32 protein-coding genes are annotated in these 26,823 nt (G+C 59.6%); 21 read left to right on the forward strand and 11 right to left on the reverse strand.

Features of this window, described 5'->3' with window-relative positions; translation table 11 throughout:
• Positions 1–7 precede the first annotated feature (7 nt).
• A complete protein-coding gene (locus ACWICV_RS16190) occupies positions 8–607 on the reverse strand; it encodes a cysteine hydrolase family protein (RefSeq protein WP_402697349.1) in 600 nt (199 codons plus the stop codon).
• A gap of 138 nt (positions 608–745) precedes the next feature.
• Positions 746–1,267, reverse strand: coding sequence for a CHAD domain-containing protein (locus ACWICV_RS16195; RefSeq protein ID WP_402473657.1), 522 nt, complete (start codon positions 1,265–1,267; stop codon positions 746–748).
• Positions 1,268–1,777: 510 nt separating this feature from the next.
• Between ACWICV_RS16195 and ACWICV_RS16200 the strand changes: the two genes are divergently transcribed.
• The 4 genes from ACWICV_RS16200 (at position 1,778) to ACWICV_RS16215 (ending at position 4,272) form a co-directional block, all read left to right on the forward strand.
• On the forward strand, positions 1,778–2,422 hold the full coding sequence (locus ACWICV_RS16200; protein WP_454091340.1) for a hypothetical protein: 645 nt from the start codon (positions 1,778–1,780) through the stop codon (positions 2,420–2,422).
• An 11-nt stretch (positions 2,423–2,433) separates the two neighbouring features.
• Positions 2,434–2,724 carry a hypothetical protein gene (locus ACWICV_RS16205; RefSeq protein ID WP_332487489.1) on the forward strand — a complete coding sequence of 97 codons (291 nt, stop codon included), beginning with the start codon at positions 2,434–2,436 and terminating at the stop codon, positions 2,722–2,724.
• Positions 2,725–3,278: 554 nt separating this feature from the next.
• A complete protein-coding gene (locus ACWICV_RS16210) occupies positions 3,279–3,929 on the forward strand; it encodes an alpha/beta hydrolase (protein ID WP_402697351.1) in 651 nt (216 codons plus the stop codon).
• A 49-nt stretch (positions 3,930–3,978) separates the two neighbouring features.
• A complete protein-coding gene (locus ACWICV_RS16215; protein ID WP_133834406.1) occupies positions 3,979–4,272 on the forward strand; it encodes a DUF6966 domain-containing protein in 294 nt (97 codons plus the stop codon).
• A 41-nt stretch (positions 4,273–4,313) separates the two neighbouring features.
• On the opposite strand, the gene ACWICV_RS16220 is transcribed toward ACWICV_RS16215, so the two are convergent.
• Positions 4,314–5,414, reverse strand: coding sequence for a hypothetical protein (locus ACWICV_RS16220; RefSeq protein WP_402473655.1), 1,101 nt, complete (start codon positions 5,412–5,414; stop codon positions 4,314–4,316).
• A 78-nt stretch (positions 5,415–5,492) separates the two neighbouring features.
• On the opposite strand from ACWICV_RS16220, the gene ACWICV_RS16225 reads away from it, so the two are divergent.
• Positions 5,493–5,924 carry a MarR family winged helix-turn-helix transcriptional regulator gene (locus tag ACWICV_RS16225; protein ID WP_133834408.1) on the forward strand — a complete coding sequence of 144 codons (432 nt, stop codon included), beginning with the start codon at positions 5,493–5,495 and terminating at the stop codon, positions 5,922–5,924.
• A gap of 24 nt (positions 5,925–5,948) precedes the next feature.
• On the opposite strand, the gene ACWICV_RS16230 is transcribed toward ACWICV_RS16225, so the two are convergent.
• From ACWICV_RS16230 to ACWICV_RS16250, 5 genes are read right to left on the reverse strand one after another with little or no spacing between them, the layout of a single operon-like run.
• On the reverse strand, positions 5,949–6,158 hold the full coding sequence (locus tag ACWICV_RS16230; protein WP_013347838.1) for a DUF1653 domain-containing protein: 210 nt from the start codon (positions 6,156–6,158) through the stop codon (positions 5,949–5,951).
• Positions 6,159–6,196: 38 nt separating this feature from the next.
• Entirely contained in the window at positions 6,197–6,673 is a 477-nt protein-coding gene (locus ACWICV_RS16235; RefSeq protein ID WP_286134334.1) for a MogA/MoaB family molybdenum cofactor biosynthesis protein, read from the reverse strand.
• Between the two features lie 4 nt (positions 6,674–6,677).
• Positions 6,678–7,154, reverse strand: coding sequence for a cyclic pyranopterin monophosphate synthase MoaC (gene moaC, locus ACWICV_RS16240; protein ID WP_332487502.1), 477 nt, complete (start codon positions 7,152–7,154; stop codon positions 6,678–6,680).
• Positions 7,147–8,379 carry a molybdopterin molybdotransferase MoeA gene (locus tag ACWICV_RS16245; RefSeq protein ID WP_454091341.1) on the reverse strand — a complete coding sequence of 411 codons (1,233 nt, stop codon included), beginning with the start codon at positions 8,377–8,379 and terminating at the stop codon, positions 7,147–7,149. The genes moaC and ACWICV_RS16245 overlap by 8 nt, the downstream gene beginning before the upstream one ends.
• Positions 8,380–8,382: 3 nt before the next feature.
• Positions 8,383–8,634, reverse strand: a complete 252-nt coding sequence (locus ACWICV_RS16250; RefSeq protein WP_105658553.1) for a MoaD/ThiS family protein — start codon at positions 8,632–8,634, stop codon at positions 8,383–8,385.
• Between the two features lie 37 nt (positions 8,635–8,671).
• On the opposite strand from ACWICV_RS16250, the gene ACWICV_RS16255 reads away from it, so the two are divergent.
• The 5 genes from ACWICV_RS16255 (at position 8,672) to ACWICV_RS16275 (ending at position 13,028) form a co-directional block, all read left to right on the forward strand.
• Positions 8,672–9,853 (forward strand): ThiF family adenylyltransferase, encoded by a 1,182-nt coding sequence (locus tag ACWICV_RS16255; RefSeq protein WP_454091342.1) that lies wholly within the window; start codon positions 8,672–8,674, stop codon positions 9,851–9,853.
• Positions 9,850–10,257 (forward strand): molybdenum cofactor biosynthesis protein MoaE, encoded by a 408-nt coding sequence (locus ACWICV_RS16260; protein WP_365943082.1) that lies wholly within the window; start codon positions 9,850–9,852, stop codon positions 10,255–10,257. The genes ACWICV_RS16255 and ACWICV_RS16260 overlap by 4 nt, the downstream gene beginning before the upstream one ends.
• 48 nt (positions 10,258–10,305) lie before the next feature.
• The gene (locus tag ACWICV_RS16265) at positions 10,306–10,722 is read left to right on the forward strand and encodes a hypothetical protein (RefSeq protein ID WP_454091343.1); all 417 of its coding nucleotides are present in this window, start codon (positions 10,306–10,308) and stop codon (positions 10,720–10,722) included.
• Between the two features lie 886 nt (positions 10,723–11,608).
• A complete protein-coding gene (locus ACWICV_RS16270) occupies positions 11,609–12,556 on the forward strand; it encodes a DUF1963 domain-containing protein (protein WP_365943084.1) in 948 nt (315 codons plus the stop codon).
• A gap of 172 nt (positions 12,557–12,728) precedes the next feature.
• Positions 12,729–13,028: a hypothetical protein gene (locus tag ACWICV_RS16275; protein ID WP_146041000.1), complete on the forward strand. Its 300-nt coding sequence runs from the start codon at positions 12,729–12,731 to the stop codon at positions 13,026–13,028.
• Between the two features lie 330 nt (positions 13,029–13,358).
• On the opposite strand, the gene ACWICV_RS16280 is transcribed toward ACWICV_RS16275, so the two are convergent.
• Positions 13,359–14,321: a helix-turn-helix transcriptional regulator gene (locus ACWICV_RS16280; protein ID WP_365943085.1), complete on the reverse strand. Its 963-nt coding sequence runs from the start codon at positions 14,319–14,321 to the stop codon at positions 13,359–13,361.
• A 104-nt stretch (positions 14,322–14,425) separates the two neighbouring features.
• Between ACWICV_RS16280 and ACWICV_RS16285 the strand changes: the two genes are divergently transcribed.
• Complete coding sequence (locus ACWICV_RS16285; RefSeq protein ID WP_365943086.1) at positions 14,426–14,971, forward strand: DinB family protein; 546 nt, start codon at positions 14,426–14,428, stop codon at positions 14,969–14,971.
• Here the strand turns inward: ACWICV_RS16285 and moaA are convergent.
• Entirely contained in the window at positions 14,968–16,008 is a 1,041-nt protein-coding gene (moaA, locus tag ACWICV_RS16290; RefSeq protein WP_454091344.1) for a GTP 3',8-cyclase MoaA, read from the reverse strand. The genes ACWICV_RS16285 and moaA overlap by 4 nt on opposite strands.
• Before the next feature lie 132 nt (positions 16,009–16,140).
• On the opposite strand from moaA, the gene modA reads away from it, so the two are divergent.
• From modA to ACWICV_RS16335, 9 genes are all read left to right on the forward strand, one after another.
• Positions 16,141–16,911: a molybdate ABC transporter substrate-binding protein gene (gene modA, locus ACWICV_RS16295; RefSeq protein WP_454091345.1), complete on the forward strand. Its 771-nt coding sequence runs from the start codon at positions 16,141–16,143 to the stop codon at positions 16,909–16,911.
• Positions 16,904–17,710, forward strand: coding sequence for an ABC transporter permease (locus tag ACWICV_RS16300; RefSeq protein ID WP_400291220.1), 807 nt, complete (start codon positions 16,904–16,906; stop codon positions 17,708–17,710). The genes modA and ACWICV_RS16300 overlap by 8 nt, the downstream gene beginning before the upstream one ends.
• Positions 17,707–18,459 (forward strand): ATP-binding cassette domain-containing protein, encoded by a 753-nt coding sequence (locus ACWICV_RS16305; protein WP_102598590.1) that lies wholly within the window; start codon positions 17,707–17,709, stop codon positions 18,457–18,459. The genes ACWICV_RS16300 and ACWICV_RS16305 overlap by 4 nt, the downstream gene beginning before the upstream one ends.
• Entirely contained in the window at positions 18,456–19,703 is a 1,248-nt protein-coding gene (locus ACWICV_RS16310) for a molybdopterin molybdotransferase MoeA (RefSeq protein ID WP_454091346.1), read from the forward strand. Before ACWICV_RS16305 ends, ACWICV_RS16310 begins: the two co-directional genes overlap by 4 nt.
• Complete coding sequence (locus tag ACWICV_RS16315; protein WP_365943091.1) at positions 19,700–20,578, forward strand: NTP transferase domain-containing protein; 879 nt, start codon at positions 19,700–19,702, stop codon at positions 20,576–20,578. Before ACWICV_RS16310 ends, ACWICV_RS16315 begins: the two co-directional genes overlap by 4 nt.
• A gap of 87 nt (positions 20,579–20,665) precedes the next feature.
• Positions 20,666–21,253, forward strand: a complete 588-nt coding sequence (locus ACWICV_RS16320; RefSeq protein WP_365943092.1) for a DinB family protein — start codon at positions 20,666–20,668, stop codon at positions 21,251–21,253.
• A gap of 133 nt (positions 21,254–21,386) precedes the next feature.
• Positions 21,387–21,824 carry an NUDIX domain-containing protein gene (locus ACWICV_RS16325; RefSeq protein ID WP_402473641.1) on the forward strand — a complete coding sequence of 146 codons (438 nt, stop codon included), beginning with the start codon at positions 21,387–21,389 and terminating at the stop codon, positions 21,822–21,824.
• An 848-nt stretch (positions 21,825–22,672) separates the two neighbouring features.
• Positions 22,673–23,707, forward strand: coding sequence for a glycosyltransferase (locus ACWICV_RS16330; RefSeq protein WP_402473640.1), 1,035 nt, complete (start codon positions 22,673–22,675; stop codon positions 23,705–23,707).
• 116 nt (positions 23,708–23,823) lie between these two features.
• The gene (locus ACWICV_RS16335) at positions 23,824–24,768 is read left to right on the forward strand and encodes a hypothetical protein (protein WP_402473639.1); all 945 of its coding nucleotides are present in this window, start codon (positions 23,824–23,826) and stop codon (positions 24,766–24,768) included.
• Here the strand turns inward: ACWICV_RS16335 and ACWICV_RS16340 are convergent.
• Complete coding sequence (locus ACWICV_RS16340) at positions 24,765–25,622, reverse strand: glycosyltransferase family 2 protein (RefSeq protein WP_454091348.1); 858 nt, start codon at positions 25,620–25,622, stop codon at positions 24,765–24,767. The genes ACWICV_RS16335 and ACWICV_RS16340 overlap by 4 nt on opposite strands.
• Positions 25,623–25,697: 75 nt before the next feature.
• Here ACWICV_RS16340 and ACWICV_RS16345 point away from each other — a divergent pair, with 75 nt between their 5' ends.
• A complete protein-coding gene (locus ACWICV_RS16345) occupies positions 25,698–26,813 on the forward strand; it encodes a glycosyltransferase family protein (protein WP_402473638.1) in 1,116 nt (371 codons plus the stop codon).
• Positions 26,814–26,823: the final 10 nt, after the last annotated feature.

Consider the following 26,823-nt stretch of genomic DNA (forward strand, 5'->3'; position numbering starts at 1 on the left):
CAGGGGATCACGCGACGGCCGGATCCCACTGGATTTCGTCGCACGTGAGGATCGTGGCGAGCAGCCCGAGTGACTCGATGCTCGCTGCATGGGCCGCTTCGGTGGCCGCCGAGCACGCATCTTCCACGATCGCCACCCGGTAGCCGTGGTCCACAGCAGCCCGGGCCGTGCTTTCCACCGAGATATTGGTGGCTACCCCGGCGATCAGCAGGGTGCCGATGTTGCGGGATCGGAGCAATTCAGCCAGTTCCGTGCCTAAGCCGCCGACCTGCTGGTTGGTGATGACAGCATCGCCGGGGCTCGGGATCAGCGGCGGAATGATGGCCGCCGATTCGGTGCCGTCCACCAGGCAGCCTGCCTGCTGCACCATCTGCAGCAGCGGGGAATTGGGCACCAGATCGCTATAGTCCGGTGCGAAGGCGATGCGGGTGTAGATGATGGGGGCGCCGGCCGTGCGGGCCTGCTCCAGCAGCCCGGCCAGTTGGCCCACCACGTTCCGGCGGGTGATCTGCTCGTGGAACATGTCCGCGAAGGCGCCATTGGGCCCGATGATGTCCCCCTGGTTGTGGATGGACACCACTGCGGTCCTGGACGGGTCGAAAATCATGGGATGCCCCTTCCCATAGGCCGCTGACCTCTTCAGCAGCGCTCGATTTCAGCTTGCCATGAAGCGAGCCGCGCAGGCCAGCGCTTATTGACGGGATTCGCGCGGATCCCGGCTGGAAGGATCTCCATGCTCGCCTGCCTAGTCTCGAAGTGCGGCCAGGCCAGAGAGCTGAGCATCATGCCAGGTTTTGGAATAATCGCGGACCACGGCGGCGGAGATGGCTTCTTCGGCGTCCAGCATCTTGCAGCAGGCCTTGAGCAGCTTGAGGGAGGAATCGTCCCGTTGGGCAACCGAGTCCAGGTAAGTTCGCAGCATCGCGCTGTCCTGGTGCCGGCCTAGGATTCTCTGTAGCTTGCGCACGTGCCGCAGCAGCGCACCGGCGCCATCAAGCCCTCCGTAGGCCAGGGACTCGGCCAGATGCATCAGTGCCTTGGCTGCCTTGCGCTCCTGGTGCAGTGCCTCGTCGCGGACGGCTCCCGCGGCGGCCTCGCCGGAGTCGTGGTGGGCGTCTTCCAGGGAGCGGATCGACGCGCTCAGCAGCCTTTCGGCCTCACCGGCGGCCGGGCGCTGTTCTGATTTTGAGGCCCGAATGACGGACGGCAACTGGTCCAGCATGGCCAGCTTACCCCGGAAACGCTCGCTGTCCAGGGCGTTGCGCACTTCCTGTTCGCCTTGGTTAAAACAGCAAGCGTGCACCGGCGTTGCATCTGCAGTGACACCCGCAGCAATAAAATCCGGCAGTGGCCAGGCAGATTCCCACCATTGGTCGACAAAGAGTGAGTCGGCAGTTTGCCAGTCTTTGACGCCGGGGTGGGCCTGTGGATCTATGGCGGAGGCGCTGACCTAAGCGGGCATGGTTGCCCGTCCTTGACAGGAAAGAAACGGATCTAGAATACGACGGCGGGTATCAGCCGCGTGCGGTGCCCAGAAAAGACAAGGTACACACAGCATCCCGTGTGAGCGGTTGGCTGGCCGGCGCATGCAAGCTCAAGAGCTTGGACTTGCCCTTTGCGAGTTTATGCAAGGTTCTAGTCTCAAATTACTGGCGTGCGGCTGCCTACGGCTGTCGAACTAATTGAAAATATTTCTTCCAAACGTAATTTCAATAATCCAAGTGAGTTATGATTACCATCGTTAGTAGAAAAATCGACTATCAAAGGACAAAGCAAAGTGAAGTTTAGGCAGATTTTGGCAGTCATTGCCGTTGTGGGACTTGCAATGTCTTCAACGGTCGTTGCAAATGCGCAACCGCTAAACACTGTGGTAACGACAGATTCGACGATCACGGAAATATCGGTGGAACAATTGAACGAGCACAGTTCGCTGATTTTCCCGCCAGCTTCAGATGCAGAGTCGCCAAGCGGACTTCAGGTAGCAAATCCAGCGCTACTGGGCGCGATAGACAGCTTCAATTGTAACGTCTCTCGTAATAGAGGTTGGAATGTAACTTCTTACACAGCTAAGGGCTATAGTGCGTTTGCTGGCGGAAAAGTTAATCTGAAGTGTGGAACGTCTAGCACCTCTGGATACTTGCACATAAAGTCTCGACATGCATATGAGTGGGCCAAGCGTATTGGTTCTGTGGGAGGATATGGGCGTTGGGATGATTTTATGGATTACGCAACGCGCAGCATTCTGAAAAATCCTGCGATGATTCGCAATGCGGGCGGCGGAAAGCTCTGTTATAGCGCACCGATTGTGCTTACGAATGCCAAACGTACAAAAAAGGTAACTTTCAACCCGACCGTCGTTATTTCGAAAACGAACAAGTTGGTTATAACGTCTTATCCAAGTTCTAAGCCGGCGTGCAGGTGAGGAGATAACGCATGACGAAAACTCTCATGATCGTTCCCCAGTGGACGAACATTTTGCCCATTGAAATGCCCTATGAACAAGGATATTTTAGCGGTGATCCACTTCCGATGGTTCCCGAGGACATTGCGAATCGTTTGATTCAATGGAATCAAAGATTTATCGATAAGTATGACGAAGTTGCTGGCTGGACAGAGCAAGATCTAAGTTCGGTTCACTGGGCCGAAGGTGAAGTGCTCCGGCGGCAACTCGTGGAAGCCCTGGGCGATGAATATCGGATAATCATCACTCGCTCCTACCGGTGAATTCTCAAATCACGGCGACAAGATTCAGCGCCGTTTATGAATCCGGAATAATATAATGTGAACTTGAGAACCGCAGTCTGGTCCAGAGTGTGGTTCTCAAGCGTTAATGACCATGTTGCGCGGAATTTACGAATGCCCCGGTCCGTGATCCTGAGTTTGAGATTCGTGGATTCTGTCGCCAAATTTTTGCGTGAAGTGGGACGGGATGCCTCCGGAATCAGTGATTCCTCCAAAGGAAATCCACAAGTTTTCGCATTGGGCTGGGGTCGATTCCGGCCCGCGATTATCTTTGTTGACCAGCTGGTTCGCGCTTCTGCCTCGCGACTCTTGGCGGGGGGTGAACTCGATCGCGGCGTAGATCGCTTCAGAAATTCCGAATGGGCCTTGGCGGGAGTATGTGACGGCCGGGATGACGAATTTTAAGTGACAGAATTTACTTGTATCTTCAACAAATTGCAGTATGCTTGAACTATTGAGTTTTGCCGGGGAGAAGCGAAATCCGCAATTCCTCCCCAGGGCACCGTCACCGGCAACTGATGAGGAGTTGACCTGCCATGAGCAACTTGTTGAGCGAAGTGCGTTCTTCCAACTGGGATGACGCCGTGGAATCCGGTGCCGTGTTGGTCTTCCTGCATGGCTTCGGCTCCAATGAACACGACCTGGGCTCGCTCGCCGAACCGCTGGGATTGGATCTGCCTTGGGCTTCGCTGCGCGCTCCGCTGGAATTGGGCCACGGCGGGGCCGCCTGGTTCCAGATCACCACTCCGGGCGTCCCCGACGCGGCGCCGGTGCAAGCGGCCACCGCGGCGATCTGGGCCTGGATCGATGCAAATGTAGACACCGCCACCAAGATCATTCCAATCGGTTTCTCCCAGGGCGGGTTGATGGCCAGCCAGCTGCTGCGCACCCGGCCCGAGCGGGTGCTGGCCACCACGATCCTGGGCGGATTCGTCTTAGGCGGCACCCAGCCAGCCGATGAAATCATCGCCGCGCAGCGTCCAACTGTGTTCTGGGGCCGTGGCACCGAAGACCGGGTCATTGCCCCGGTCGCCATTGAACGCACCGCCAAGTTCCTGCCCGAGCATTCGACCCTGACCGCCCACACCTACCCGGGGTTGGCCCACGGGATCAACATGGATGAACTGAACGACGTCCGCAGCCATATCACCGCGCAACTTGACCTGATACCGCTGGGCAAGTCCTGAAGCGCGGCTGGCGGGCAGCAGTGCCCGACGGCCGGGATAACCTTGTGTCATGGACAATGTCGAGCAGTCACTGAGCAGAATCCGCGCGGCGATCGAGAAGCTGCATCTCGCAGCGGCCCAGGACCATGACGCGCAACGCGCCCATGCGGCACGCTGGCTCGAAGGCCTTTTCGAGAATATTGAAAGCCGAGAGCAGCTGCGAGAGGCTGCCCGGAAGGCCTTGGAACTCTACCGCGGTGGTATGGGGTCCTTCCAGGATGTGGGAACCGCGGTCATGGATGACGCGGTGAGCGGACTGCGCCGAGCCTTGGGCTCCGCGCGCTCCTGGCTCTTGCGCAGCTAGGAGCGGCATCTGGCAGGGAGCAATCCACGCGGCGCGTGCCGCTACGCGGCGACGGTTTCCTCGACGTCCCGGATCCTGGCATTTTCATCGGCCACGCGGGTTTTGCGCACGCTCCACGCGTGGGTCAGGATGACCAGCAGGATGCCGGGGATCAGCCAGAGGATTAGCCGCAGGAGATCCATGCCGATGGACTGCCCGGGGAAGTAGACGAGGGTCTGCACTGCGTGCAGCCACCCGGCGCCATTCCAGAAGGTATTGAGTGCACCGTAGAATCCCGGCTGCATTTGCGGCTGGAAGATCCCGCCGGAACTGGTGAAATTCAGTGCGACGAAGCACAAGGTCAGCGTCGGGGTGGTCCAGTGGCGCAGCAGTGGATGCAGGCCCAGGCCCAGCAGGCTGATGCCGGCGGCGTAAACCCAGGAAATCAGCCAGATGCCCGCGTAATGATCCTCGATGATCCGGTAGACCGGGCCCGCGATCAGCACCGCGATTGTGGCAACCACCGCTGCGGCAACCGCCGCCATGGCGAAGCGCACGGGTAGCTTGACCTTGCCCATGAACCCGGCCAGCGGCACGGCGCTGGCGTAGCCGCCAATGCTCAAGGCGACCAGCAGGAAGAACAGCCCCTGCCCGGTGGTGTCCTGCTCGCCGGTGGGCACGACATCTTCGATGCGCAATGGCTGGCCTTGTTCGTAGGCCACGTCCAAGAAGACTTTCTGGGCGATATTCGCCGAAGTTTCCGACGCGGCGCTGGAGCTGTAAAGCGTTGCCGTGCCGCCGCTGGTTTCGTAGGCGGCCACGAGCTCGCGCTGCTCGACCAGTTTCCGGGCCTGGTCCGCATCGGCGACGGTGCGCACGTTCAATGCCCCGTCGGACCCATCCTGCAGGGTCTGGGCGAAGACCTTGGACTGCGCGGAATCGCCCACTACTGCCACCTGCACGTTGTGCGGACTGGGCGCGTGGAAGGCCCCCAGGTAGAACAATCCCATGATTGCGCACAGGAAGAACGGGATCAGCATGGTCAGCACCAGCTTTCCCCAGCCCAGCGGTGCCGGCTTGGATGCGGGGGACTTCTTTGCAGCCGGGTTGACGGCATGCTTGGAATCGGAGGATTGGCGCGGGGCGTTGTCGGTGAGAGTCATCAGCATTAAAGAATACGCTTAATGTTGCATGATGCAACATTGAGTGCCCGGCAAAGCCCTGCGTACTAGACTCGGAACATGGGCAAGGAACAGCGGGAAGCCGATATCCAATCGATCTTCCATCACATGCAAATGATTACCCGACGTGCCAATACGCGCTCACGCCAGCTGGCCGAGCCGCTGACACTCGTGGAGCATTCCCTGCTGCGCTTCATTGCCGATACTCCCGGAACCCGGGCCACCGACATTGCCGAGGCGTTCTCGCTGAACCGCTCGACAGTCTCCCGGCAGGTAGGCACGCTGCTGGACTTGGGATATATCGCCTATGACGATGCGGAATCCGGGCGCGGCCGCGTAGTGGAACTGACTGGCGTGGGCCGCGAGCGGCTTCAGGCTTCCGCCGCCGTGCACCGCGCTGCGGTAACCGATCGTCTAGAGGGCTGGAGCGAAGAGCAGATCTCGGCCTTTGCCGAAGCCTTGGAACGCTATAACGTTGCCGACTCGCAGTAGGTCCAGGGAAATCTGCAACTTGCCCTAGGCGATCCTGGCGAAACGCGGGCCGTTGTAGCCATCGCGTTCAACGTGCTCCGCAAACATCTCCAGCGGCCGAGCCCAGAAGCTGTAGTCATCGTAGAGCTTGCGGTAGAAGACCAGCGGCTCTTCGGTTTCGCTGTGCTTCCCCACGGCCAGCACCTCGTAGCGCTGGCCCTTGAAATGCTGGTAAATTCCGGGTTCGATGCTCAACCTGGTGGCCTTTCTGATCAATGATGGTACTGGAGAACTTACCGCGGGCCGTGCCCGGTGCCGCCGCTGCGCTGGACCAGCAGGTGCTCCAGGATCGGATCCAGGACGGCCAGCCCGTCTTTCACTCCGCCGGTGGACCCGGGCAACGTGATGACGAAGCTGTTGCCGGAGAATCCTGCGACCCCGCGGGTAATGATGGACAGCGCGGTGGTCGCTTCTCCGCGCCGGCGGATGGCCTCGATGATTCCGGGCAGCTGGACATCCAGCAGCGGGGCAACCATTTCGGGGGACTGGTCATCGGGTGAGACCCCGGTCCCGCCGGTCACGATCACGACCTGCGCGTCGTTGGCCAGCAGGTCATCCACGGCAAAACGCACCGGCTGCCCGTCGGCCACCACCGTCGGCTCGCCGGTCTCGAAACCGCGCTCGGACAGCCACCGGGTGATCAGCGGACCGGTCTTGTCTTCGGCGGTGCCTGCTGCGGCGCTGGTCGAAGCAACCACCACGGCCGCCATGCGGCTAGTCTCCACGAACCCAGTCACCGCTCTTGCCGCCGGACTTCGCCAAAACCTTCACCGAGCGGACCTCGGCGTGCTTGTCCACGGCCTTGACCATGTCGTAGAGGGTCAGAGCCGCAACGCTGGCCGCGGTCAACGCTTCCATCTCCACCCCGGTGACGCCCTTGGTGGTCACCTGGGCGGTGACGCGCACCGCGGATTCCTCGGCGGTGAAATCAATGGACACCTTGGAAATCGGCAGCGGGTGGCACAGCGGAATCAGTTCCCAGGTGCGCTTGGCCGCCATGATGCCAGCGACCCTTGCGGTGCCCAACGCCTCGCCCTTGGGCAACTGCCCGGTCATCAGCATCGGGACAACATCCGGGCGGGTGGCGAAGATGGCTTCTGCGGTGGCCACGCGCTTGGTGACGGCCTTGTCGCTGACATCGACCATATGGGCGCTGCCGTCTTCGCGCAGGTGGGTGAGTTTCTCAGACATTCATGCTCCAAGTTTCGATGCTTTGGCCGGCAGCCAACTGGCTGACGCCTACCGGGATATGCACCAGCGCATCGGCGCGGGCCAGATCGTGGACCAGGTGGGATCCCGGATCCAGGATGGTGACCTGGCCATCGCGGATCAGCGCGCGGCGCACCTGGTGCTTGTGCTCGGGGGAACTGGCATCGGCTGCCAGCGGGTAGTGCCTGGGCAAGGGCTCTGGCAGGGCATTGAGCTGTCGCAGCAGCGGGGCCAGGAACAGTTCTGCCGACAGCAGGGCACTGACCGGGTTGCCCGGGAAGCACAGCACCGCTGCCTTGGCCAGTCGGGCGAAGCCTTGCGGACCGCCGGGCTGGATGGCCACATGATGGAAAACCCCGCCTAGCGGCGACAGCGCTTGGCGGACCACCTCGTAAGCTCCGGCGCTGATACCGCCCACGGTTACGATCAGGTCAACCTGTTCCTGCAAGACATCGATGGCCAGGGCGAAGCGCTGCGGATCATCGGGCAGCTGCAAGGTGCGCACCTGCACCTGATAGCGGCGCAGCCAGGCTGCGAGCATAGGGGAATTCGAGTCCGGGATCTGGCCCTGGGAACGCTGCCCATCGCTGAGCTCATCGCCGGTAGTGCACACGGCCACCTTCAAGGCCCGGCGCACCGGTACTTCACGCAGCCCGCTGGAAACCAGTGCAGCAATCATGGTCGGGGTCAGCCGGGTTCCGGCCTTGGCCACCAAGGCGCCGGTTTCGAGATCACCGCCGGCGGGGCGGATGAAGCGGCCCGCGGCGCTGGGGGCCGAGAATTCCGCGTGGCCGCTGGGGGTGCCAAAGCCGGCACGAACCAATTCCGGGAAAGCGCCAGAGCCGCTTTCCTCGATGGGGATGACGGTGTCAGCACCCAGCGGGATCATCGCACCGGTCATCACCGGACTGACCGTGCCTTCAGCCAGGGATATTTGCCGGTCGCCGGCAGCAGCCGTGAAACCCAATGGCAAAGCGATGGGGGAGCGGAGCGAGGCTGCTGCCAGATCCGCGCTGCGCGCAGCGTAGCCATCCATCTGCGAATTGGTGAACGCAGGGATGGGCAAAAGGGCGTACTGGTCCTCGCTGAGGATTCGATCGCTGGCCTCAGGGCTATCGATGGGCAGCACTTCATTGTCCAGGCAGGCGAAGACCGGGGACAGCAGCTCTTCAAGTTCCGCGCGATGGCTTTCCAGAGTGCAGGACATGGACTATCCGCCTGCGAACGGCGGCAGGACATCCACGGTCAGATCGTCGGCAGTGCCCAGCTCGCCGGCATCGCGGCGCACCACGCCGTTGATCAGGAAACTTCCGGCGCGCAAAACCTGGGCCATTTCAGGTCCGTAGGAATCGATCAGTTCGCTACGCAGCCTGGCGAGTGTATCGGGGCGTTCCCAGCTCTCCTGCTCGCAGCCCGCTGCTGCCGCCGCGGCAGCGAAGTAGCGTATCGTAATCTTCGACATGACTTCATGCTATCGCGCCTAGGCGATAAGGAGCACGATGAAAAGCGAACGCGACTTTCCCGCGCTTGTGGCCCCCGGGCCGCCACTGAGCGGCGAACAGGCTGCTCGCGCTGCACGCCAACTCTCGTTGCCCGGATTTGATGACACTGCGCAGCGCAGGCTGGCTGCCGCCCGGGTACTGGTTATCGGCGCGGGCGGACTAGGCAGCGCCAGCGTCCCGTATCTGGTCGGAGCGGGAGTAGGCACCATCGGCATCGTGGATGATGACGTGGTGGAGCTATCCAACCTGCACCGCCAAGTCACGCACACCACCGCTAATATCGGCTTGGCCAAGACCGCTTCCCTGGCGCAGGCCGCTACGGCGCTGGACCCCAATGTGAAGATCATCGAGCACAACCTGCGCCTGGATTCATCGAACGCGCTTCAGATCTTTGCGAATTATGACCTCGTCATCGATGGCAGCGACAACTTCCCAACCCGATACCTGTCCAATGACGCCGCGCAGCTCACCGGCATTCCCCTGATCTGGGGATCGATCCTGCAGCATCATGGACAAGTTTCCGTGGCCTGGCATGAGCATGGCCCGGGCTACCGAGACCTGTTCCCGGATCCGCCGGCCCCGGGCACCGTGCCGGATTGCGCGGCCGGGGGAGTATTGCCTGGATTATGCGGAACCGTCGGTTCGCTGCTGGCTACCGAAGCCTTGAAGCTGATCGCCGGAATCGGTGCCCCGCTGGTGGGCAAGGTGCTGATCTACGATGCGTTGGCGGCTAGCACCCGCACCCTCGAATTCTCCCGTGATCCCCAAGCGGGCGAAGTCACCGAGCTGATTGACTACGTGCTCTTCTGCTCCGGTTCTCTGCCCGAGGTCCAAGGCATCGATGCCAAGGCGCTCGCCCAGTCGCTGGCTGGTTCCGCTGCTCTTGTCTTGTTGGATGTGCGCAATGATGACGAACGCGCACAACAGCACATCGCCGGTTCCTTGCATCTGCCCCTTCCTGAGCTGGAAGCAGCTATTGAATCCGGCACAGATCTGAAGCAGATCCCGGCACGGGTAACGGTCTATTGCGCACGCGGTCCTCGCTCGCAACGCGCTGCCGCCTTGCTCGCTGGCCGGGGCATCAAAACAAACTATCTTGAAGGCGGGCTTCCCGCACTGGCCGCGGTGGCACCGCAGCTGCTGGCCGAACCCGCATCTATCGAAGGAAACCGCTTATGAGCTATGCGCTGATTACCGAAGAACCTATCGACGAGGTCGCAGTGCGCGATGCAGTGCAGTCCGATACTGCAGGCGCAGTGGTGCTCTTCCACGGAATTATTCGTAATCACGACGGCGGCCAGTCGGTGAACTCCTTGGACTACTCGCATCACCCACAGGCGCAGGATTTCCTGGAGAAAATCATTGCCGAGGAAGAAGAACGCACCGGGCTGAAGCTTTCCGCAGTGCACCGCGTGGGTCCCTTGAAGATTGGCGACGCCGCGCTGGTCGCTGCTTCGGCAGCAGCCCACCGCAAGGAAGCATTCGATGCCATTGAGAACCTGGTGGAACGCATCAAGGCCGAGGTCCCGATCTGGAAGAAGCAGCACTTCTCTTCCGGCAGTTCAGAATGGGTTGGCCTGTAGGCTCGATACTGCTTCACATATGCAACTAATGGAAAGCCGGGCTTGCCTGTGACTGACTATTCTCCTGGCGTAGGGAGCAAGACCGACTATAGGGAAATCATGCCGGGAGAAATTCCTCGCGATGAATTCCTGGTGTCCAGGTTTCGACAACAATGTCTGCCGCTTCCGGATGTGGAAACCGCGACCTTGTCGATGCAACACGCTCTGGAATTTTCGACGCAGAAGATGCTTTCCAAGCGAGAGCTACGCAAACTGACACACGACTTTCTGTTGGCTTTGCCCAGCGTTGAGTTCGACAGGACCAGCCTGAACTCCGCGATATCGAATGTCGCGAGTGCGGTCCTTTCTTTTCATGGTGCTCCGCGAACAGCGCAGACAATAGACGACGTCTTGCTTGCGATTCATGCGTATTTTTGGCTCGAGAGTATATCTGCCGAAGCACTGTTAGAAGGTTTTGAATGCTAGTGCCGATTCGAAAAACTTTTGCGACCATCGTCGCTTTGGTACTGCTATCAATGAATATTTGCTTCTTTATGTTCTACGCACTGTGGCAGAACGCGGATAGCGCAGCGATTCGCCGAAGGGAATCCGGCTCCGCGGTTCAACCAGGGTAACTGCTCGAGGACGCAAATTGATGTGGGGCGCGGCTCAAGGTTCACTACTGGTCATCATCGCCTTGGACGTCCTGGCGATCCTGTTTGCCGCCACGGCATTCTCTGCCTTCCACAGGGAAGACGTAGTGAGAGTGAAAGCCTCTCGTCTTTCGGCATGACGCTTCATCCCTAAACTTTTTCCGCTGTCCGACAGTTTTAAACATCGAGGCCAGCGCTATTTTATGTCTACCCATTCGCACTAGGGTTGGCTTATGGAGACTTCCAAGCGCCAAAACTATGTTGACTCCTTGGTGGATGAATATGGGTATGAAGCTCACATAACGCCGTGGGGATCTGTATTGAATTTCCGAACTTTGACGATAATGGCCGTGCGATCGTTAAATGGCGGGTTACAGAAAAAGACATTGCCAGCTTGAATGGGATTAGGATGCCACGTGGATTCACTGGTGGTGAGCAATATGCATTCTCGGAATTGATAGCGGCCCTTCACACTTTCACTGGTTCACGAGGAATCATGTACGGGGCAAGCATGAGGATCGAAATTGAAGGCTAAGACATGTCGAAAGTGCCATGGCCACTCTTTTCTTCAACATAGCAGCGAAGCATAGTTACATACTGCACGTTACCGTGAGCGAGCTGCACATACTTTTGGGTATGGAACTTGTGAGTTTTTGTGGAGTCAAGGTCGGGTAGGTACAGTCACAACAAGTAATTCCATACTTGACTGCGAGGTCCTTATGACTGAAGTACTGCCGGATCCCTATCTGTACTTGCATGACCCCGAGGAATACCTGTCTTCGGTTCGGTCGAAGTTCCCCAGCATCCAGATTGAACCTAAGGTTTCTCTTGGACTTGGCGTCATGGAGTTCAAAAAGCCAAAGAGAATGCGCAAGGAACTGGATAAGGAACCTACACGGTTTGGGGCCTCCTGGTTCGGCGGTCAACCCTTTGAGAATGGCCGGGAATGGCCGAGAAGTTCCGACGGGACACTGCTCACGCACATTGCCCAAGTCGACCTCGGATACGAATCCATGAACGTGGGAGATCCTGGATTCATCCCCACGGGTCTTCCGAACGAAGGCATCATCCAGTTCTTCCACGACACGCAGAACATGGGCGAACCCGAAGACGTGGAAGACCTTCTGAATCCGCCTTGGGCGATTCGGTACTTCGTACCCGAAAATGACGAGGTCGAAACCTTCGCATTCATGGAATCTTCTGGTGATGCAATACTCTCGATTCCGTTGATGCCGCTGGACATTGACGGGTTCATGAATCTCAAGGATCAGTTCAGTGTCGATTTCAGATCCGAGGAAGAAGCTGATCTCTATGCGGATTTCGTAGAGCTTACCGAGTTCGAGATCTACAACAGGTTGTTAAGGTTCGAGGCCCGGCTTCCGGATCATCGCCCGGAGCATCCAGATTTCATCCCGGATGAACGCATCAGCAGGATGTCAGGCTGGAGTGCGTGTGAAATCCGTGAGGAGTACAACGGGCAGCTGGCCACGTTGTTGCCGCTCACGGATGCCTCGGATGAACATGTTTTGCTTTTCGAGATCAATCCAAGGACTTTCCCGACACCTGGTTGGTTCCACGAGCGGCCGGTTCAGGTATGGATCCGCCGGACAGATCTAGACGCGAGGAATTTCGATCATGTGTGGTGCCTGATCCGCACTGACGCTTAGCAGGTAAGCCCTGCACGATCTAGAAAGCGCATCGAGTTCCGTCGCGCTAGGTTTCGGTGAGCTTTTTATCGTTCACACAATCCTCGGTTTGGGATCCTGTTATGCTCACCTCAAACGAAGATAGCGATCTGATGAGCGTAAACACACATCCAAGCGGGAGAGCCAGGTAATCGTGGAGTTCATGACCTTTCTAGCAGCCCTCGGGATCGTGGTTTCCACTTTCCTGTTTGGGTTTTTCATTGCAGGCTTACACGAGACCGGGCCAGGATCCCACAAAGAGAGTGCAACTTCGGTGGCACTCACCGCGCTCATGATGCTTTTCATTGCCGTCTGCACCGCATTCATCCTCGTTGAGCCGGCGTTGATCAACCCGCTGTGGTTGCAATACACGCTGATGGCAGGCGTTCCGCTGGTGGTTGGCTACGTCCTGCGCCGGGCGCTGGCCAGGAGCATGGATAGCACTCAGCAGTAGGCCTAGGTGTCATCTGATAGGGAGCCTTAGCAATGCTAGGGGGTTCTTCTCTCGTTTAACTAGGTGACGGCCTGACTGGGCCGATTCTAGGGATAGTGAGTCCGCAAGATCTGACAATTCAACAGCCTTAAATCTACATAATCAATCTTGTCGGTAGTTGTTAATGGAGTTATGTTGACGCCTAGTTAAAGGCCATAGATATGGGCAGCGAAGGCCACGAAAACTTCCCCGCGCCTGAGTAGATACGTTGTTGTCGAGCCCGCAGGAGAACGGAATGTCCACCCGCTGGCGAGGAACTGCCCGTCTTCATGAATGTACTTCGACTGGTATTTATTCGTCATTCCTCAACATCGGTGCGAGGTTCGAAATCCAGGAATCCAATAGCGCACGCAATTCTTTTGGCTGAACGTCGCTGACCTTTGCCTCGCTCATCGCAAGGCCGAACGCCGCCCAGCGCAGATCCATATTCTCGGTGCGCACGAGGCAACTGTTCTCATCGATCTGCTGGATCTGGAACCAGCGGCCAATGAGAGGCTCCAGCTTTTCGGCGCTGGCCTGAATCCGGGCGCTCACTTCTGGTTGCCCGCTGCCGCGCAATCCTGCGCGCACAAAGGCCGCTGCGTCGCCACCTGGCACTTCACGCGACGCAAACCGCAATGCCCTGGGTGAGGGGTTCAATGCGCGATCCACCCGGAAACTGCGCCAATCATCGCGGTCCAGATCAAAGGCCACCAGATAGTAGCGGTTGCCCACATTCACTAATTGGACCGGTTCTACCCGGCGCGAGGTTTCTGCTGACTTGGCATCCTTGTAGTCGAAGGCGATTCGTTCATGATCGCGGCACGCCTGGGCCAATGCCACCAGTACCGCTGGATCCACCGGATCCGTTGCGGAGGACTGGGAATTGAGCGGGACAGTGCTCGCGGTCAGCGCCTGCGCCCGCTTCCTCAATCTGGCTGGCAGCACGGGCACAACTTTTCCCATCGCCCGCAGTGCGGCCTCGGCCAGCGCGGAAGATCCGCTGTGCACGGTGGATTGCAATGAGACTACCAATGCCACAGCTTCCTCATCGTCGAGCACCAAGGGAGGCAGTGCGGTGCCGGAGGCCAGCTGGTAGCCTCCGCCTACGCCGCGATCAGCTTGCACAGGATAACCGAGATCGCGCAGCCTGTCGATGTCCCGGCGAACGGTGCGCAGGCTGACGTCAAGGCGTTCGGCGAGCTCGTCCCCGGACCAATAGCGATGGGTCTGCAGCAGCGAGAGCAGGCGCAAGAATCTGGTGCTGGTACTCATGCAATAAGTCTGCCTCGATTTAGGACAAAAACTGGCACTTTTCACTTCTACTCTGGTTATTACCAGCTGGAAATACCGGCTGCAGCTTATGCCAGGAGGCAATCATGAGCACCATGGCCATAACCAACACCACCCTCACCGGCGAACGCGCGGACCTGTTCCAGGCTCTGGCCAACGCCCGGCATTTCCTTCGTTTCACTGTCCAGGGGCTGAGTGATCCGCAGGCAGCGCAACGCACCACGGTGAGCGAGCTGACCCTCGGGGGATTGATCAAGCATGTGAGCGCCGTGGAAAAGCAGTGGCAGGAATTCATGGTCATGGGCCGGGCGGCCATGGCCTGGGACGGAGCGGATTTCAGCCAGATGCCACCCGAAGCGATCGAAGCCTTCAACAACGAATTCCGCATGCAGCAGGACGAATGCCTGGATGAGCTGCTGGAGAATTACACGCAGGTAGCCGCCCGCACCGATGCCCTGTTGGCAGAAGCGGATCTGGACGCCACCCATGAGCTTCCTTCTGCCCCGTGGTTCACCGACACGCACTGGTCGGTGCGCCGGACGCTGCTGCACATCATCGCAGAAACCACGCAGCATGCCGGGCATGCGGATATCATCCGCGAATCCCTGGACGGGCAGAAATCGATGGGCTAGCCCCCGATGTAGGACATCTCGATGCGCTTGCGGTTGCCTGGGGTCAGCGCGGCGCGCAGCTCCGAGTAGTTGTCATCGCGCTTGCGCCAGTGCCCGGTCAGTGTCTTGGCAAGATCCTCATCGCTGATCCCGTCACGCATCAGCTGGCGCAGGTCGTAGCCGGAGCCGGCGAACAGGCAGGTGTAGAGCTGGCCTTCGGCCGAGACGCGAGCGCGTGAGCAGTTGCCGCAGAAGGCATTGGTGACACTGGAAATCACGCCGATCTCCCCGGCCCCGTCCTTGTAGCGCCAGCGGTTGGCGGTCTCGCCCGGTTCGGTCTTGGTGACTGGTTCCAGCGCCCATCGTTCGTTGATCATGGAGACCACTTCAGCAGATGGGAGCACTTCATCCAGCTTCCAGCCATTGGTGGTGCCGACGTCCATGAATTCAATGAAGCGCAGGATGTTCCCGGTGCCGCGGAAATGCTCGGCCAGCGAAAGGATCTCGCTGTCATTGACCCCGCGCTTGATCACGGTGTTGATCTTCACCGGTCCCAGGCCGACCTCGCGGGCCACCTGGATGGCTTCCAAGACCTTGGAGACAGGGAAATTCACGTCATTGATGGCTTTGAACTTTTCATCATCCAGCGAGTCCAGCGAGATGGTGACGCGGTTCAGGCCGGCTTCTTTGAGGGCAGGTGCGAGCACTGGCAACGCCGAGCCGTTGGTGGTCATTGCCAGGTCAATGCGTTTGCCTTCGGGCGTGCGCAGGTTGGAGAGCATTGCCACCAGATCCACGATGCCGCGGCGCAGCAATGGTTCGCCACCGGTCAGGCGCAGCTTGGTCACGCCAAGAGAAACCGAAATGCGAGCCAGACGCTCAATCTCTTCGAAACTCAGCAGCTCCGAGCGCTCGCGGAATTGGAAGTCACGGCCGAAAATTTCCTTGGGCATGCAGTACACGCACCGGAAATTGCAGCGGTCCGTGACCGAAATCCGCAAGTCATGCAGGGGCCGAGAACGGGCATCCAGTATTTCCCCTGCCAATGGAGGTTTCATGCTTCCCAGCTTAACCCGGTTGGGTCCTAGGCGATAGGGAGTCGTCTGAAAGCGCAAATCAGTGCGTAAAATAAGCCGGTAGACCTCAGCGCGGTTGTAGCATGGGCTTAAAGCACAATTTCTGGAGAATTCATGCGCGTACGTTGGCCGCTGGCCCTTCGCGGCACGGTGCTAGCCACCGTGGCCGGGTTGTTCCTGACTGGCTGCTCGGCGAGCGGCAACAGCACCGGGGAACCAATCACCATTGCGGCAGCAGCCTCCCTGCAAGGTGCCTTCGAGCAGATCTCCGAAGAATTCACAGCCGAACACCCCGAAGTGCAGATCTCCAGCATCACCTATGACGGCTCTTCTACCCTGGCCACGCAGATCCTCGAAGGCGCCAACGTGGATGTCTTCGCTTCGGCCGATGAACGCAACATGTCAGAGGTAACTGAAGCCGGGTTCGGCCACGAGCCGGTGATCTTTGCCAGCAACACCTTGGTGATCGCCGTGCCGCAGGATAACCCGGCGGATATCGATTCCCTGCAGGACCTTTCACAGGCCACTATGGTGCTGTGCGCACCACAGGTACCCTGCGGCGCGGCTTCGCAGCGATTGCTTGAAGCCAGCGGCGTGCAAGTCACCTCGGCCAGCCAGGAACACAATGTCACCGCGGTGCTGCAGAAGGTGGCCGCCGGTGAAGCAGATGCCGGGCTGGTCTACGCCACCGACGTACTCGATGACGGGAACGTTGCGGCGATCGTGCCCGATGGGGCAGAAGACATTGTGAACACCTACCCGATCGCAGCACTGGGTGAAAATCCTGGCGCGCAGGCCTTCGTGGATTTCGTGAGCAGCGAGCGCGGCCAGAAGATTCTGGAGGAGCACGGCTTTGGTACCGGGGCCGCGCAGGCTAATGGCTAGCGATACCGGGGTACGGGTTCCAGGCTTCGCCATTGCACCGGCGTTGCTGGGCGTGGCACTGCTGGTGCTTCCGCTGCTCGCACTGATTTCGCGGGCCAGCTGGTCCACGCTGGTGGCCGATGCCACCAGTGAAGAAGCGCTCGCCGCACTGTGGCTGAGTTTGCGCACCGGGGTGGCCGCCACCGTGCTGTGCGTGCTGCTCGGCGTGCCACTGGCGGTATTGATGGCCCGCAGCTCCACCCGCGTAGCCCAGCTATTGCGGGCCTTGATCGCCGTCCCGCTGGTGCTGCCGCCGATGGTAGGCGGCGTCGCACTGCTCTTCCTGTTCGGGCGCACCAGCCCCATTGGCCAGTTCATTGATTCCATGTGGGGGATCTCCCTGCCGTTCTCCACCGCCGCGGTGGTGATTGCACAAAGTTTCGTTGCACTGCCATTCCTCGTGCTCTCCGTCGAAGGCTCCTTGCGTGCCGCCGGCCAAGGCTATGAGCAGGCAGCCGCCACCTTGGGCGCAGGGCGCTGGATGGTGCTCACCCGCATCACCCTGCCGCTGGCCGCCCCGGGCCTGGTCGCCGGCATCATCCTGTGCTTCGCGCGGGCCATCGGCGAGTTCGGCGCCACCGCGCTATTTGCCGGCAATGCGCCGGGTGTCACCCAGACCATGCCGCTGGCCATCTACACCGCATTCAACGGTGCCGGGGCCGGACGAGACTCGGCTGTCGCACTCTCGCTGCTGCTGCTGGCCACCGCAGTTCTGGTGCTGCTGCTGGTGCGTGCCTGGCGCCCGGGATCACTGAAATGACGCTCAAGGTAAACCTGCAGGTGCCGCGCACCGGATTCGACGTGGACGTTGAATTCGCGGTGCCCGCCGGTAGCACGCTGGCAATGATGGGCCCCAGCGGTTCGGGCAAGTCCACCATCGTCCACGCCATCGCCGGGATCCAGAAGATCACCCGGGGGCGCATCGAACTGTCCGGCACGGTGCTGGCCGATGCGAAGCTGCACCGTCCCCCGCACCTGCGCGAAGTCGGGCTGCTGGGCCAGGACCCGCATCTGTTTCCGCACCTGGACGCTTTGAAGAACATTGCCTTTGGCGCCCGGGCCGGGGGACTGGAGAAGTCCGCGGCCACGGCCGCCGCCAGCGAATGGCTCGCGAGACTGGGACTGGAAGAAATCGCCAGCCACCGGCCCGAGGCACTGTCTGGCGGACAGCGGCAGCGCATCGCCCTGGCGCGCGCCCTGGCCGCCAAGCCGAAGATCCTGCTCATCGACGAACCCTTCGCTTCGCTGGATGTCGAGGCCGCCATGGACATGCGCGCCCTGGTGCGCGAAGAGCTGGCGCGCACCGCAACCAGCGCCATCGTGGTCTCGCATTCGGCCGCCGATACCTTGGCGCTCGCCGATGACCTGCTGGTGCTTGAGCGCGGACAGATCATCCAGCAGGGCACCGTGGCCGAGGTCTTTGCCGCCCCGGCCAATCGCTTTGTGCGCGCCGTGGTGGCCACGCTGCCCGCGCAGCACCCGATAAGCATTCAGGAAGAGCAATCATGAGCACCGGAAATGACCCCATAGAACTTGAAGTGCACCGTTCGCGGCTGCTCTCGCAGGTGGTGCCCGTGGCCCCGCAACGGATTGCGGTGGCCGGCGGTTTCACCGCATTGCATGGTGCAGTGCTGGCCCAGGATGTTGCCTCAGCGCACCCGCTGCCGCTGTGGGACAACTCGGCCATGGATGGCTACGCGGTGCGCTCGGCCGATACCGCAACTGCTCCGGCGGCGCTGGATGTGATCGGTGAAGTGCCGGCTGGAAGCGGCTGGAATCCGGTGCTGGAGGCAGGCCAGTGCGTGAAAATCATGACCGGTGCCCCGATCCCGTCGGATGCTGACGCAGTGGTGCGCATCGAGGACACCTCGGCCGCGGTTGATGGCTGGGATGTGAAGACCGTGCAGGTCAATGTGCAGGTTCCTGCTGGCAAGGACATCCGCCGCAGCGGGGAAGACAAGAATGCCGGGGAACCGATGGCCTACGCCGGCGAGGAACTAACCGCGGCCCGGCTCTCAGCCTTGGCCGCAGCCGGATCCAGCACGCTGGAGGTGCGCACCATGCCCAAGGTGGCGGTACTGATCACCGGAGCAGAATTGCATACTCCCGGCCAAGCGCTGACGCGCGGGCAGATCCCGGAAACCAACTCCTTGCTGATGGCGGGGCTGCTGGCAGAATCAGGAATCCAGGCCACTACCGTAGTGCACTGCGTCGATGACATTGAAGCAGTGCGCGAGCAGCTGGCGCTCCTTGGCGCCACCCACGATGCCGTGCTCAGTACCGGAGGAGTGGGACCGGGCGCCTATGACGTCATGCGCCAAGCGCTGGAAGCAGAACCCCAAGTGCAGGCGGTGCGGGTGAAGATCCGTCCGGGCCAGCCGCAGTGCGCCGGACGGCTGGCAGCCGGCGCGATGGTCTTCGCCCTGCCGGGCAACCCGGTCAGCGCCGCGGTGAGCTTCGAGCTGTTCGTGCGACCATGCCTGCGTGCCATGCAGGGCCACCGCGACGTGCTGCGTCCCACCTTGCGAGCAGTGGCCGCGGTAGGTTGGCGAGCCGCCGCAGAACGCGTCCAGGTCATCCCGGTCGTATTCGAACATGGAGAGCAATTGCGATGCGCACCGGCGGTCCAGGCACAGAGTATTTCCCACTCGGTAGGCGGTTTCGGCGCGGCCCAGGGCTACGCCCTGGTCCCGGCTGGGATCACCCAGGTCAATCCCGGCGATGAGGTCGAAGTCCTGAGGATGGTTCCATGAGCAATTCGAACGCCATCGGCTTCGACGCCCTGGTCCTTGCCGGGGGACGAGGCACCCGCTTGGGCGGTGCGGGCAAGGCGGAACTGCAATTGCATGGCCAGCGCCTGGTGGACCGTGTGGTGGCAGCGACCCGCAAGGCGGGAGCCGCCCGAGTTATCGTGGTTGGCCCGGATACTGCGGGAACCAAAGCCGATGCTGTAGTGCGTGAAGACCCACCATTTGCCGGCCCCTTGTCAGGCATTGCCGCGGGGTTGAAGGAACTCAGCGGTGAAACCGCGAGCGAATGGACCATGGTCCTGGCCTGCGATTTGCAGCGCCCGGTCGCGGTCGCCACCACGTTGACCAAGAACTTCGAGCGGCGGGAGACTGATGGCCTGCTGCTGGTTGATGCCCAAGGCCACACCCAATGGCTGGCCGGGATCTACCGCACCGCGGCGTTGGCCTCGGTCTGCGACGCACTTGGCGAGAACCTCGTCAACGCGCCGGTACGGCGCGCATTGAACCAGCTTCACCTGGCACAAGTTCCGGTGGATGATGAAACAAGCAGCGATATCGATACCCCGCAGGCGCTGGAAAGTGCCCGCCGCAACGAAAGGACGCGCATGGCACAGCACCTGCCACCAGAAGCACTGAACGACTGGCTGGAAGCCGCCGCCAAGGAATTGGGCTTGGACTCCAGCGAAGTGGATATTGCTACCGTGCTGGATGCCGCCAAGCATGTGGCCCATGAGGTTGCCCGCCCGGCAGCGCCCTTGAGCACCTTCTTGCTGGGATTGGCCATGGGCAGCGGCAAGGGAGAGCTTGCAGGATTATCCGAGCAGCTGGTTTCACGTGCCCATCGCTGGGCCGACGAGCATCCTGAAGGAACAGCTTAAGCCGCAGATTCCCTTGCTGGAACCCAGACCTCAACCTGTCCTGATCTGCCTATGTTCCTGTGTCCGGTGAAGTAATAGACTCGGCTCATGCCAATCGGAACACTCGATAGCTCGGCGCTGCTGCGCGAATATCTCAATGACGCACGCGAAGCGGTCTTGTGGAAATGCGAAGGTCTGGACGATGCCCAGGCGCGGACTCCCATGTCCTCGACAGGTACCCACGTCATGGGGCTGCTGCTGCATCTGGCCGTCACCGAGGCCGGATACTTCATTGCCTGCCTGGGCCGGAAAATCCAGGATCCGGTCCTCCGGAGCATTATCGATTCCGAAGATGAGCAGGCAGACTTCCTGCCGCCACCGGGGATGTCCTTGGATGATGCAATATCCCTATACAAGGAAACGATTGCCGCAGCCGATGGTGTTCTCGATGAGCTGGAGCTGGATTCGCCAGCGGTGGTGCCGTGGTGGAATAAGCATCGGCACACCACGGTGCAACGGCTTCTGGTGCATATGATCGCCGAATCGCACCGTCATGCCGGACACCTGGATATCGTCCGCGAGCGGTTGGACGGTTTCATTGGTCTGCGCCCTTCAGCGCCTAACCTGCCAGAGCTCACTCCCGGTCAGTGGGAGCAGCAACGCCTGAAGCTCAAATCTCTAGCAGACAGCGTCTAAGGCTGCCTGCATGCCCAAGAGCTTTTCCCCGGAACGGCGCTGCGCTGCTGCGGCCCCAAATGCCTCGGACAGGTGCCAAGGCTAGGGCTCTGGCCGGTGCTGGCTCTGCTGGTATTCTCAAGCAATGCCGCGCGTGAAAGAAAAAGCTGTCTGCTACGTCGTCCAAGATAACCACCTGCTGGTCTTCACGCACTTGCAGCACCCCATGCATGTCACCGGGGTTCAAGTACCTGCCGGCACCATCGAACCGGGTGAAACCCCTCGTGAAGCAGCCGGACGCGAGCTCTTGGAAGAAACTGGGCTGGCAGGGATCATCACGCGGGAACTGGGAATCTTGGCCTACGACGTGCGGCCCATGAGAGATGAAATCGCAAACCGCCACTACTTCCAGCTCAAGGTTGCCCGGCAAGATCTTGCACGGCGTTGGATTGCCGGTGAACCAGATCCCGCGCACGGCGGCGCAGCTGAGTCCTGGGAATGCTGGTGGATGCCCTTGGAGCAAGCACATGTCCTGGCCGCAGGGCTGGGAGCGATGCTCGGGCAACTCGCTGATCGGCCGGACTCAATGTAGAAACGACTCGTATTTCCACGGCGTGTACCTGGATGCACATCCCATCGGCAGCACACGGACAAGTCCCTAGTGAACCGAGCGAGGCCGGCACATTTGGACTCGGTTCCGGGATGTCCGGAACTCGTGGACGGCCGCTCGGTTGGACTCATTCGCGAACCATTCTTTCAGCGACAGCGTGGACCAACCTGACGCGGATTATGGAGCCAGCCGTTCACGCGGACTGCCTGATCGGCCACCGGCGCCGGCTGCTGCGGTTCATTCGCACTTGCTATCCGTCGTGGGTGTCGATCTGGGGCCAGGGTCCTTCTGGGTGTCGACAGGTGGATGCGCCGCTATCTCAGGTACAAGCGGCCAAGCCGGCGAACCGGTAACTAGCCACATCGTCCATCTCGCACGGGCGGCTCTTCCCGACGCTTTCGCCGTCCGCAGGATTCCGCAGATCCGCAACTGATTCATGGCCAACAGCATCAGTTGGATAGCGCGCACGACGTGATGGTGAGAACGCCAATATTGGATACGTGTGATCGACTTATCGAACGATGCTCTGTCCCGGTTGCCATGCTGGTGGGCGCATCCCAAGAGTATTTCGACGGATGTTGCAAGGCGCAATCCGGAGAAGTGCGGACAATGCAAGATCATGAAACCTGACGATTGCTGGGAGATACGAAGAAGCGCAACGACGAGAGCGGAAGAAAGATATTCTTCGATCCATAGTCAGATGGCCCTTGAAAGCAATCCGAAAGGCTAAACCGGAGATGGCATTTCAGTTATTCGGTTCGCCAGCGACTCTGCGAATCGCTGTGCTTGCGCACCTGCATCACCCCATTCGGGCGCCTTTTGCTGGTGGTATGGAATCGCATACCGCACATCTCGTTGCCGGTTTGGCATCGAGAGGACATTCTGTTCGCCTATTCGCCAAGGCGGGCAGCGATGAGTTCGACGTAATGGCGAACGCAGAACTTGAACCAATGCTTCCAGAGTCCTATGTAGTGCGCGGGTATCCCGATGACGACCTGACGAATATGCAGCATCAGATTTTGGATGGTGCTATGCAAAGTGCTATCGATAGAATCCATGCGGGAAATTTCGACGTCGTAATCAATAATTCGCTCAGTCCTGTTCCGCATGAGCAGCTTCAGGACATCCCGACCTTTCACATTCTGCACACTCCCCCTCTGCCACGGATCGTCAGGGTCCTGGAGCAACAGGGAAATCCCCATACCAGGCACCTTTTCGCTACTGTATCGAGCTCCAATGCCCGAGCGTGGAAAACTTGGATCCCACAACTGCACATAATCGAAAACGGAATTGACATCGCCAGCTGGTCGTCGGCCCGTGAAACGTCATATCGCTCGGGCTTGGCTTCATGGAGCGGCCGGATTACACCGGAAAAAGGTCCCCACATCGCCATTACGGCCGCTCGTGCCGCTGGCATGCAATTGGTTATGGCGGGCCCGATCCAGGACCAGGAATATTTTGACAAGCTGATCGCCCCTGGACTTGATGAACAGATTCAATACCGTGGTCATCTGACACACACTGAGCTCAGCAAGATGATCAGCATGAGCGAAGTGTTTCTCTCCACCCCGCTTTGGGAGGAGCCTTTCGGGTTGACCACCTTGGAAGCGATGGCATGCGGCACTCCTGTTGCCGCCCTGCCATCTGGAGCAATGGCTGGTCTTATCGGCCCTACTGGTGGTGCCGTAGCCGAGCGCTGCGATACAGCGTCCCTTGTAGAAGCGATCGAGCGGGCAAGAACTCTTGACAGAGATGCTGTGTTCCAGAGAGCGGCCGGTTTTTCACATGATCGAATGCTCGACTCATATGAACAAGCACTTGTTGAAATCGCGTTGAAGACCTCTGCTGAAAATCGCCGCAGATGAGCAGATTACCAAGAATTTCCTACTACGCACACCATATGGGCTCCGGGCATCTGCGCCATGCGCGCAGAATAGTTGAAACTAGGATGTTTGACGTCCAGGTAGCGAGCACAGGACCGATGAACCAGGCGCTGCTTCCAGAAGGAACGAATTACGTTCCATTGGCGTCGGATATCTTGGAAAATCATGCTGGTGAGATTACAGCCGGCGGCTACTTCCACTATGCTCCGGCAGACATTCGGATTACTAAACGATTTTCCACATTGAATCAGGCGTGGTATCAATTCGCTCCGGATCTGGTCATGGTCGATGTCTCTGTGGAGGTGGCTATTTTTGCCCGGCTGAGCGGATACCGCGTCGCACTACGCCGGATGCCAGGACAACGCACAGATCAAGCGCACGAATTGGGGTATGGCATTGCAGATGCGCTGTTCGCCTATTACCCGGAATCCATTGAAGAAGCTTCCCATCTCCAACGGTACGGGAGCAAGAGCTATTACCTTCCGTCCCCTGACCCTGTAGGTTATTCCGACCCTGGGCCCCGAACGAGCTTCCCTCGGGAGGCATCCCGGAAGGTTGCCGTCCAAACTTCACTGGGTGCGGCAATCAGCCTTGATGAAATTGCACGTGCCGCTGCCTCAGCGCCGAGCTGGTCCTGGGACGTGCTGGGTTCTGTACAACGCGCTACCGGCGCAATGCCCGATAATTTGCGCAGCCACGGCACAGTTTCCAACCCTGAACAATGGATGGCCGATGCCGATGTCATCATAACTTCAACAGGGCACAATGCCGTCGTCGCGGCGGCGAGCTGTCGCAAGCCTGCGCTGCTGATTCCGGAAGAAAGGCCGTTTGGCGAACAGATGGCCTATGCACGCATGCTCCACCGTGCTACCGGATACCCGATGCTCGCTTCGTGGAATACGCCAGTGGATTGGAACGCACTCTTGCCAGTGGCTGCTTCCAAGAACCCGGATGCCTTGGCGATGGTGTTGTTTGGGGACCATGACGGATTTGCCGATGCCTTGCACGGGATGGTCGCTAGCGTAACGAAGCATCCATGCTAGTAGGCATCGTCGCTCCGAGCGCGTTCGATTTGCAGAGATGTCGGTTCGCGAAGCACTTCCAAATCGGCAGCTGCCCGGTCCCAGGCAACCAGATCCATGCTTGCAAAGGCTGCCAGCCAGCCTTCCATAGGCCATGTTCCCCACCGGTGGCGGAACTGTTGGGCATTTTCCACAATCTGCGAAAAGTGGTTCAAAGGCGGTTTGAATACTCCGTGGTGCTGGTGGAATACAGTTTCCCGAATGAAAACTACCGGAAGATTGCTCTCGCGTGCCTTGAAAGCGAAATCAGTATCTTCGGCCCCGTACCCCTCGTACTCTTCGGAGAACCCCTCCAATACAGAGAAATCTCCAGATTTAATGGCAAAGGCCAGCGACCAGAACATTTCATGCAGCTGGCAGGGCACATTCCGAGGGAGGCCGGACCGAGCATGATGAGACTCGGACAGTTCACTCAACTTCGAATCCTCCGGAGGTGCTCCTGCAGGAAGAGCAGATCGCAGGTATCTCGGTTCTGCCATCACCAGAGCACGCTGCGAGGCGAGGGTACGGAGCATGCCGGCGAAGCACTCTTTGGACGGTATGCAGTCGATATCCAGGAATACCAGATTCTCCGTACGGGCATTTCGTGCAGCAGTATTCCTCGCGCGGGCCAGAGGCAAGCCGCGCTCGCCAGGCAAGGACCGTAGATGAAAAGTCTTGACCGTAAGGCTGGATTCCACCGGCGCAGGAGCAGGATCGTCCATATAGACAATCACAACCTCTTGGGGCTTCATCGAGCTGCGCTGGACCCCATCCAACAGCCGTTGGAGGTGCCCAGCACGGCGGTGGGCAATGACCAGAATCGAGAATTGCATCAGGCACCATTCGCATAGGAATTTCGCATTCGCCTTCGACCCTATCGAAGAGCTACCACCAAAGGAGGACTGAGCATGATTTCACAGAAGGCTTCCAACATCATTCGTATAGCGTCGGTACCCCACGACCAAGTTTATATTCGTCATCTGGAACCGTTGGAGGGCCAGGAGTACGACATCGCGCGGTTGCCCGACCCGCGGCCGGTCGATGGCGGACAAAGCATCCAATCTGCTTGGTGGCCACCTGCAATGCTGAACTCACAGTGGATTGTGGAGAATCAGCGTCAGTTCGACTTGATGCACATCCATTTCGGATTTGACGCGTTGGACCCGAATGGCATGGAAGAAACAATCGGCGCATTGAAAGAAACCGGGAAACCCCTAGTATATACGGTCCATGATCTGGTAAATCCGCATCAACCGGACCCCCGCGCACACCGGGCATTGCTGGATGTGCTTATTCCGTCAGCTGACGAGCTGATCACCCTAACCGACGGAGCGGCCGCGCAGATTGCGGCTGAGTGGAAACGCACTGCCCATGTGCTGCCTCATCCGCACGTCATTGATTTTCCAACGATGGGAGAGCTGCGCCAACGCCGTGAGAAACAGCCACGTCAGTCCGGGTCGCGGACGCGGCGAGTGGGTGTGCATCTCAAGGAAGTCCGAGCCAATATTTCCCCGGCTGTGCTCCAGCCTCTGGCCCGCATCGTCTCCGATATCCCCGGCACAGTCCTGCAGGTCAATATCCATCAAGAAGTCCTGGATCCACAGAATCGGGAGTACCAGCCAGCCCTGGCACGCCAACTCATAGACGGACACGCTCGGGGAGACTGGGAACTCGAAGCGCACTCATACTTCACCGAAGCGCAGTTATTCGCTTATTTGGGATCTTTGGAGGTGTGCGTACTGCCGTACCGCTTCGGCACCCACTCCGGATGGCTGGAAGCGGCCCTGGATGCTGGCGCCGCAGTCGTTGTTCCAGACTGCGGGCATTATCTGGGGCAGCATCCCTCCGTGGAACCATATAGATGGAATGGAGAAATGATCGATGAATCCAGCCTGAATAGGGCAGTGCGGCATCAGCTGAAGTTGCGGCAAATTCCCGGGCTGGATGTGGAGGCGCGCAGGAGCCAACGACAGGCATTATCTGAAGCGCACCGTCGCATATATACAGGGCTGCTGGCTAACTGAGATCTTCACT

The organism is Glutamicibacter sp. NPDC055354, assembly GCF_053644955.1.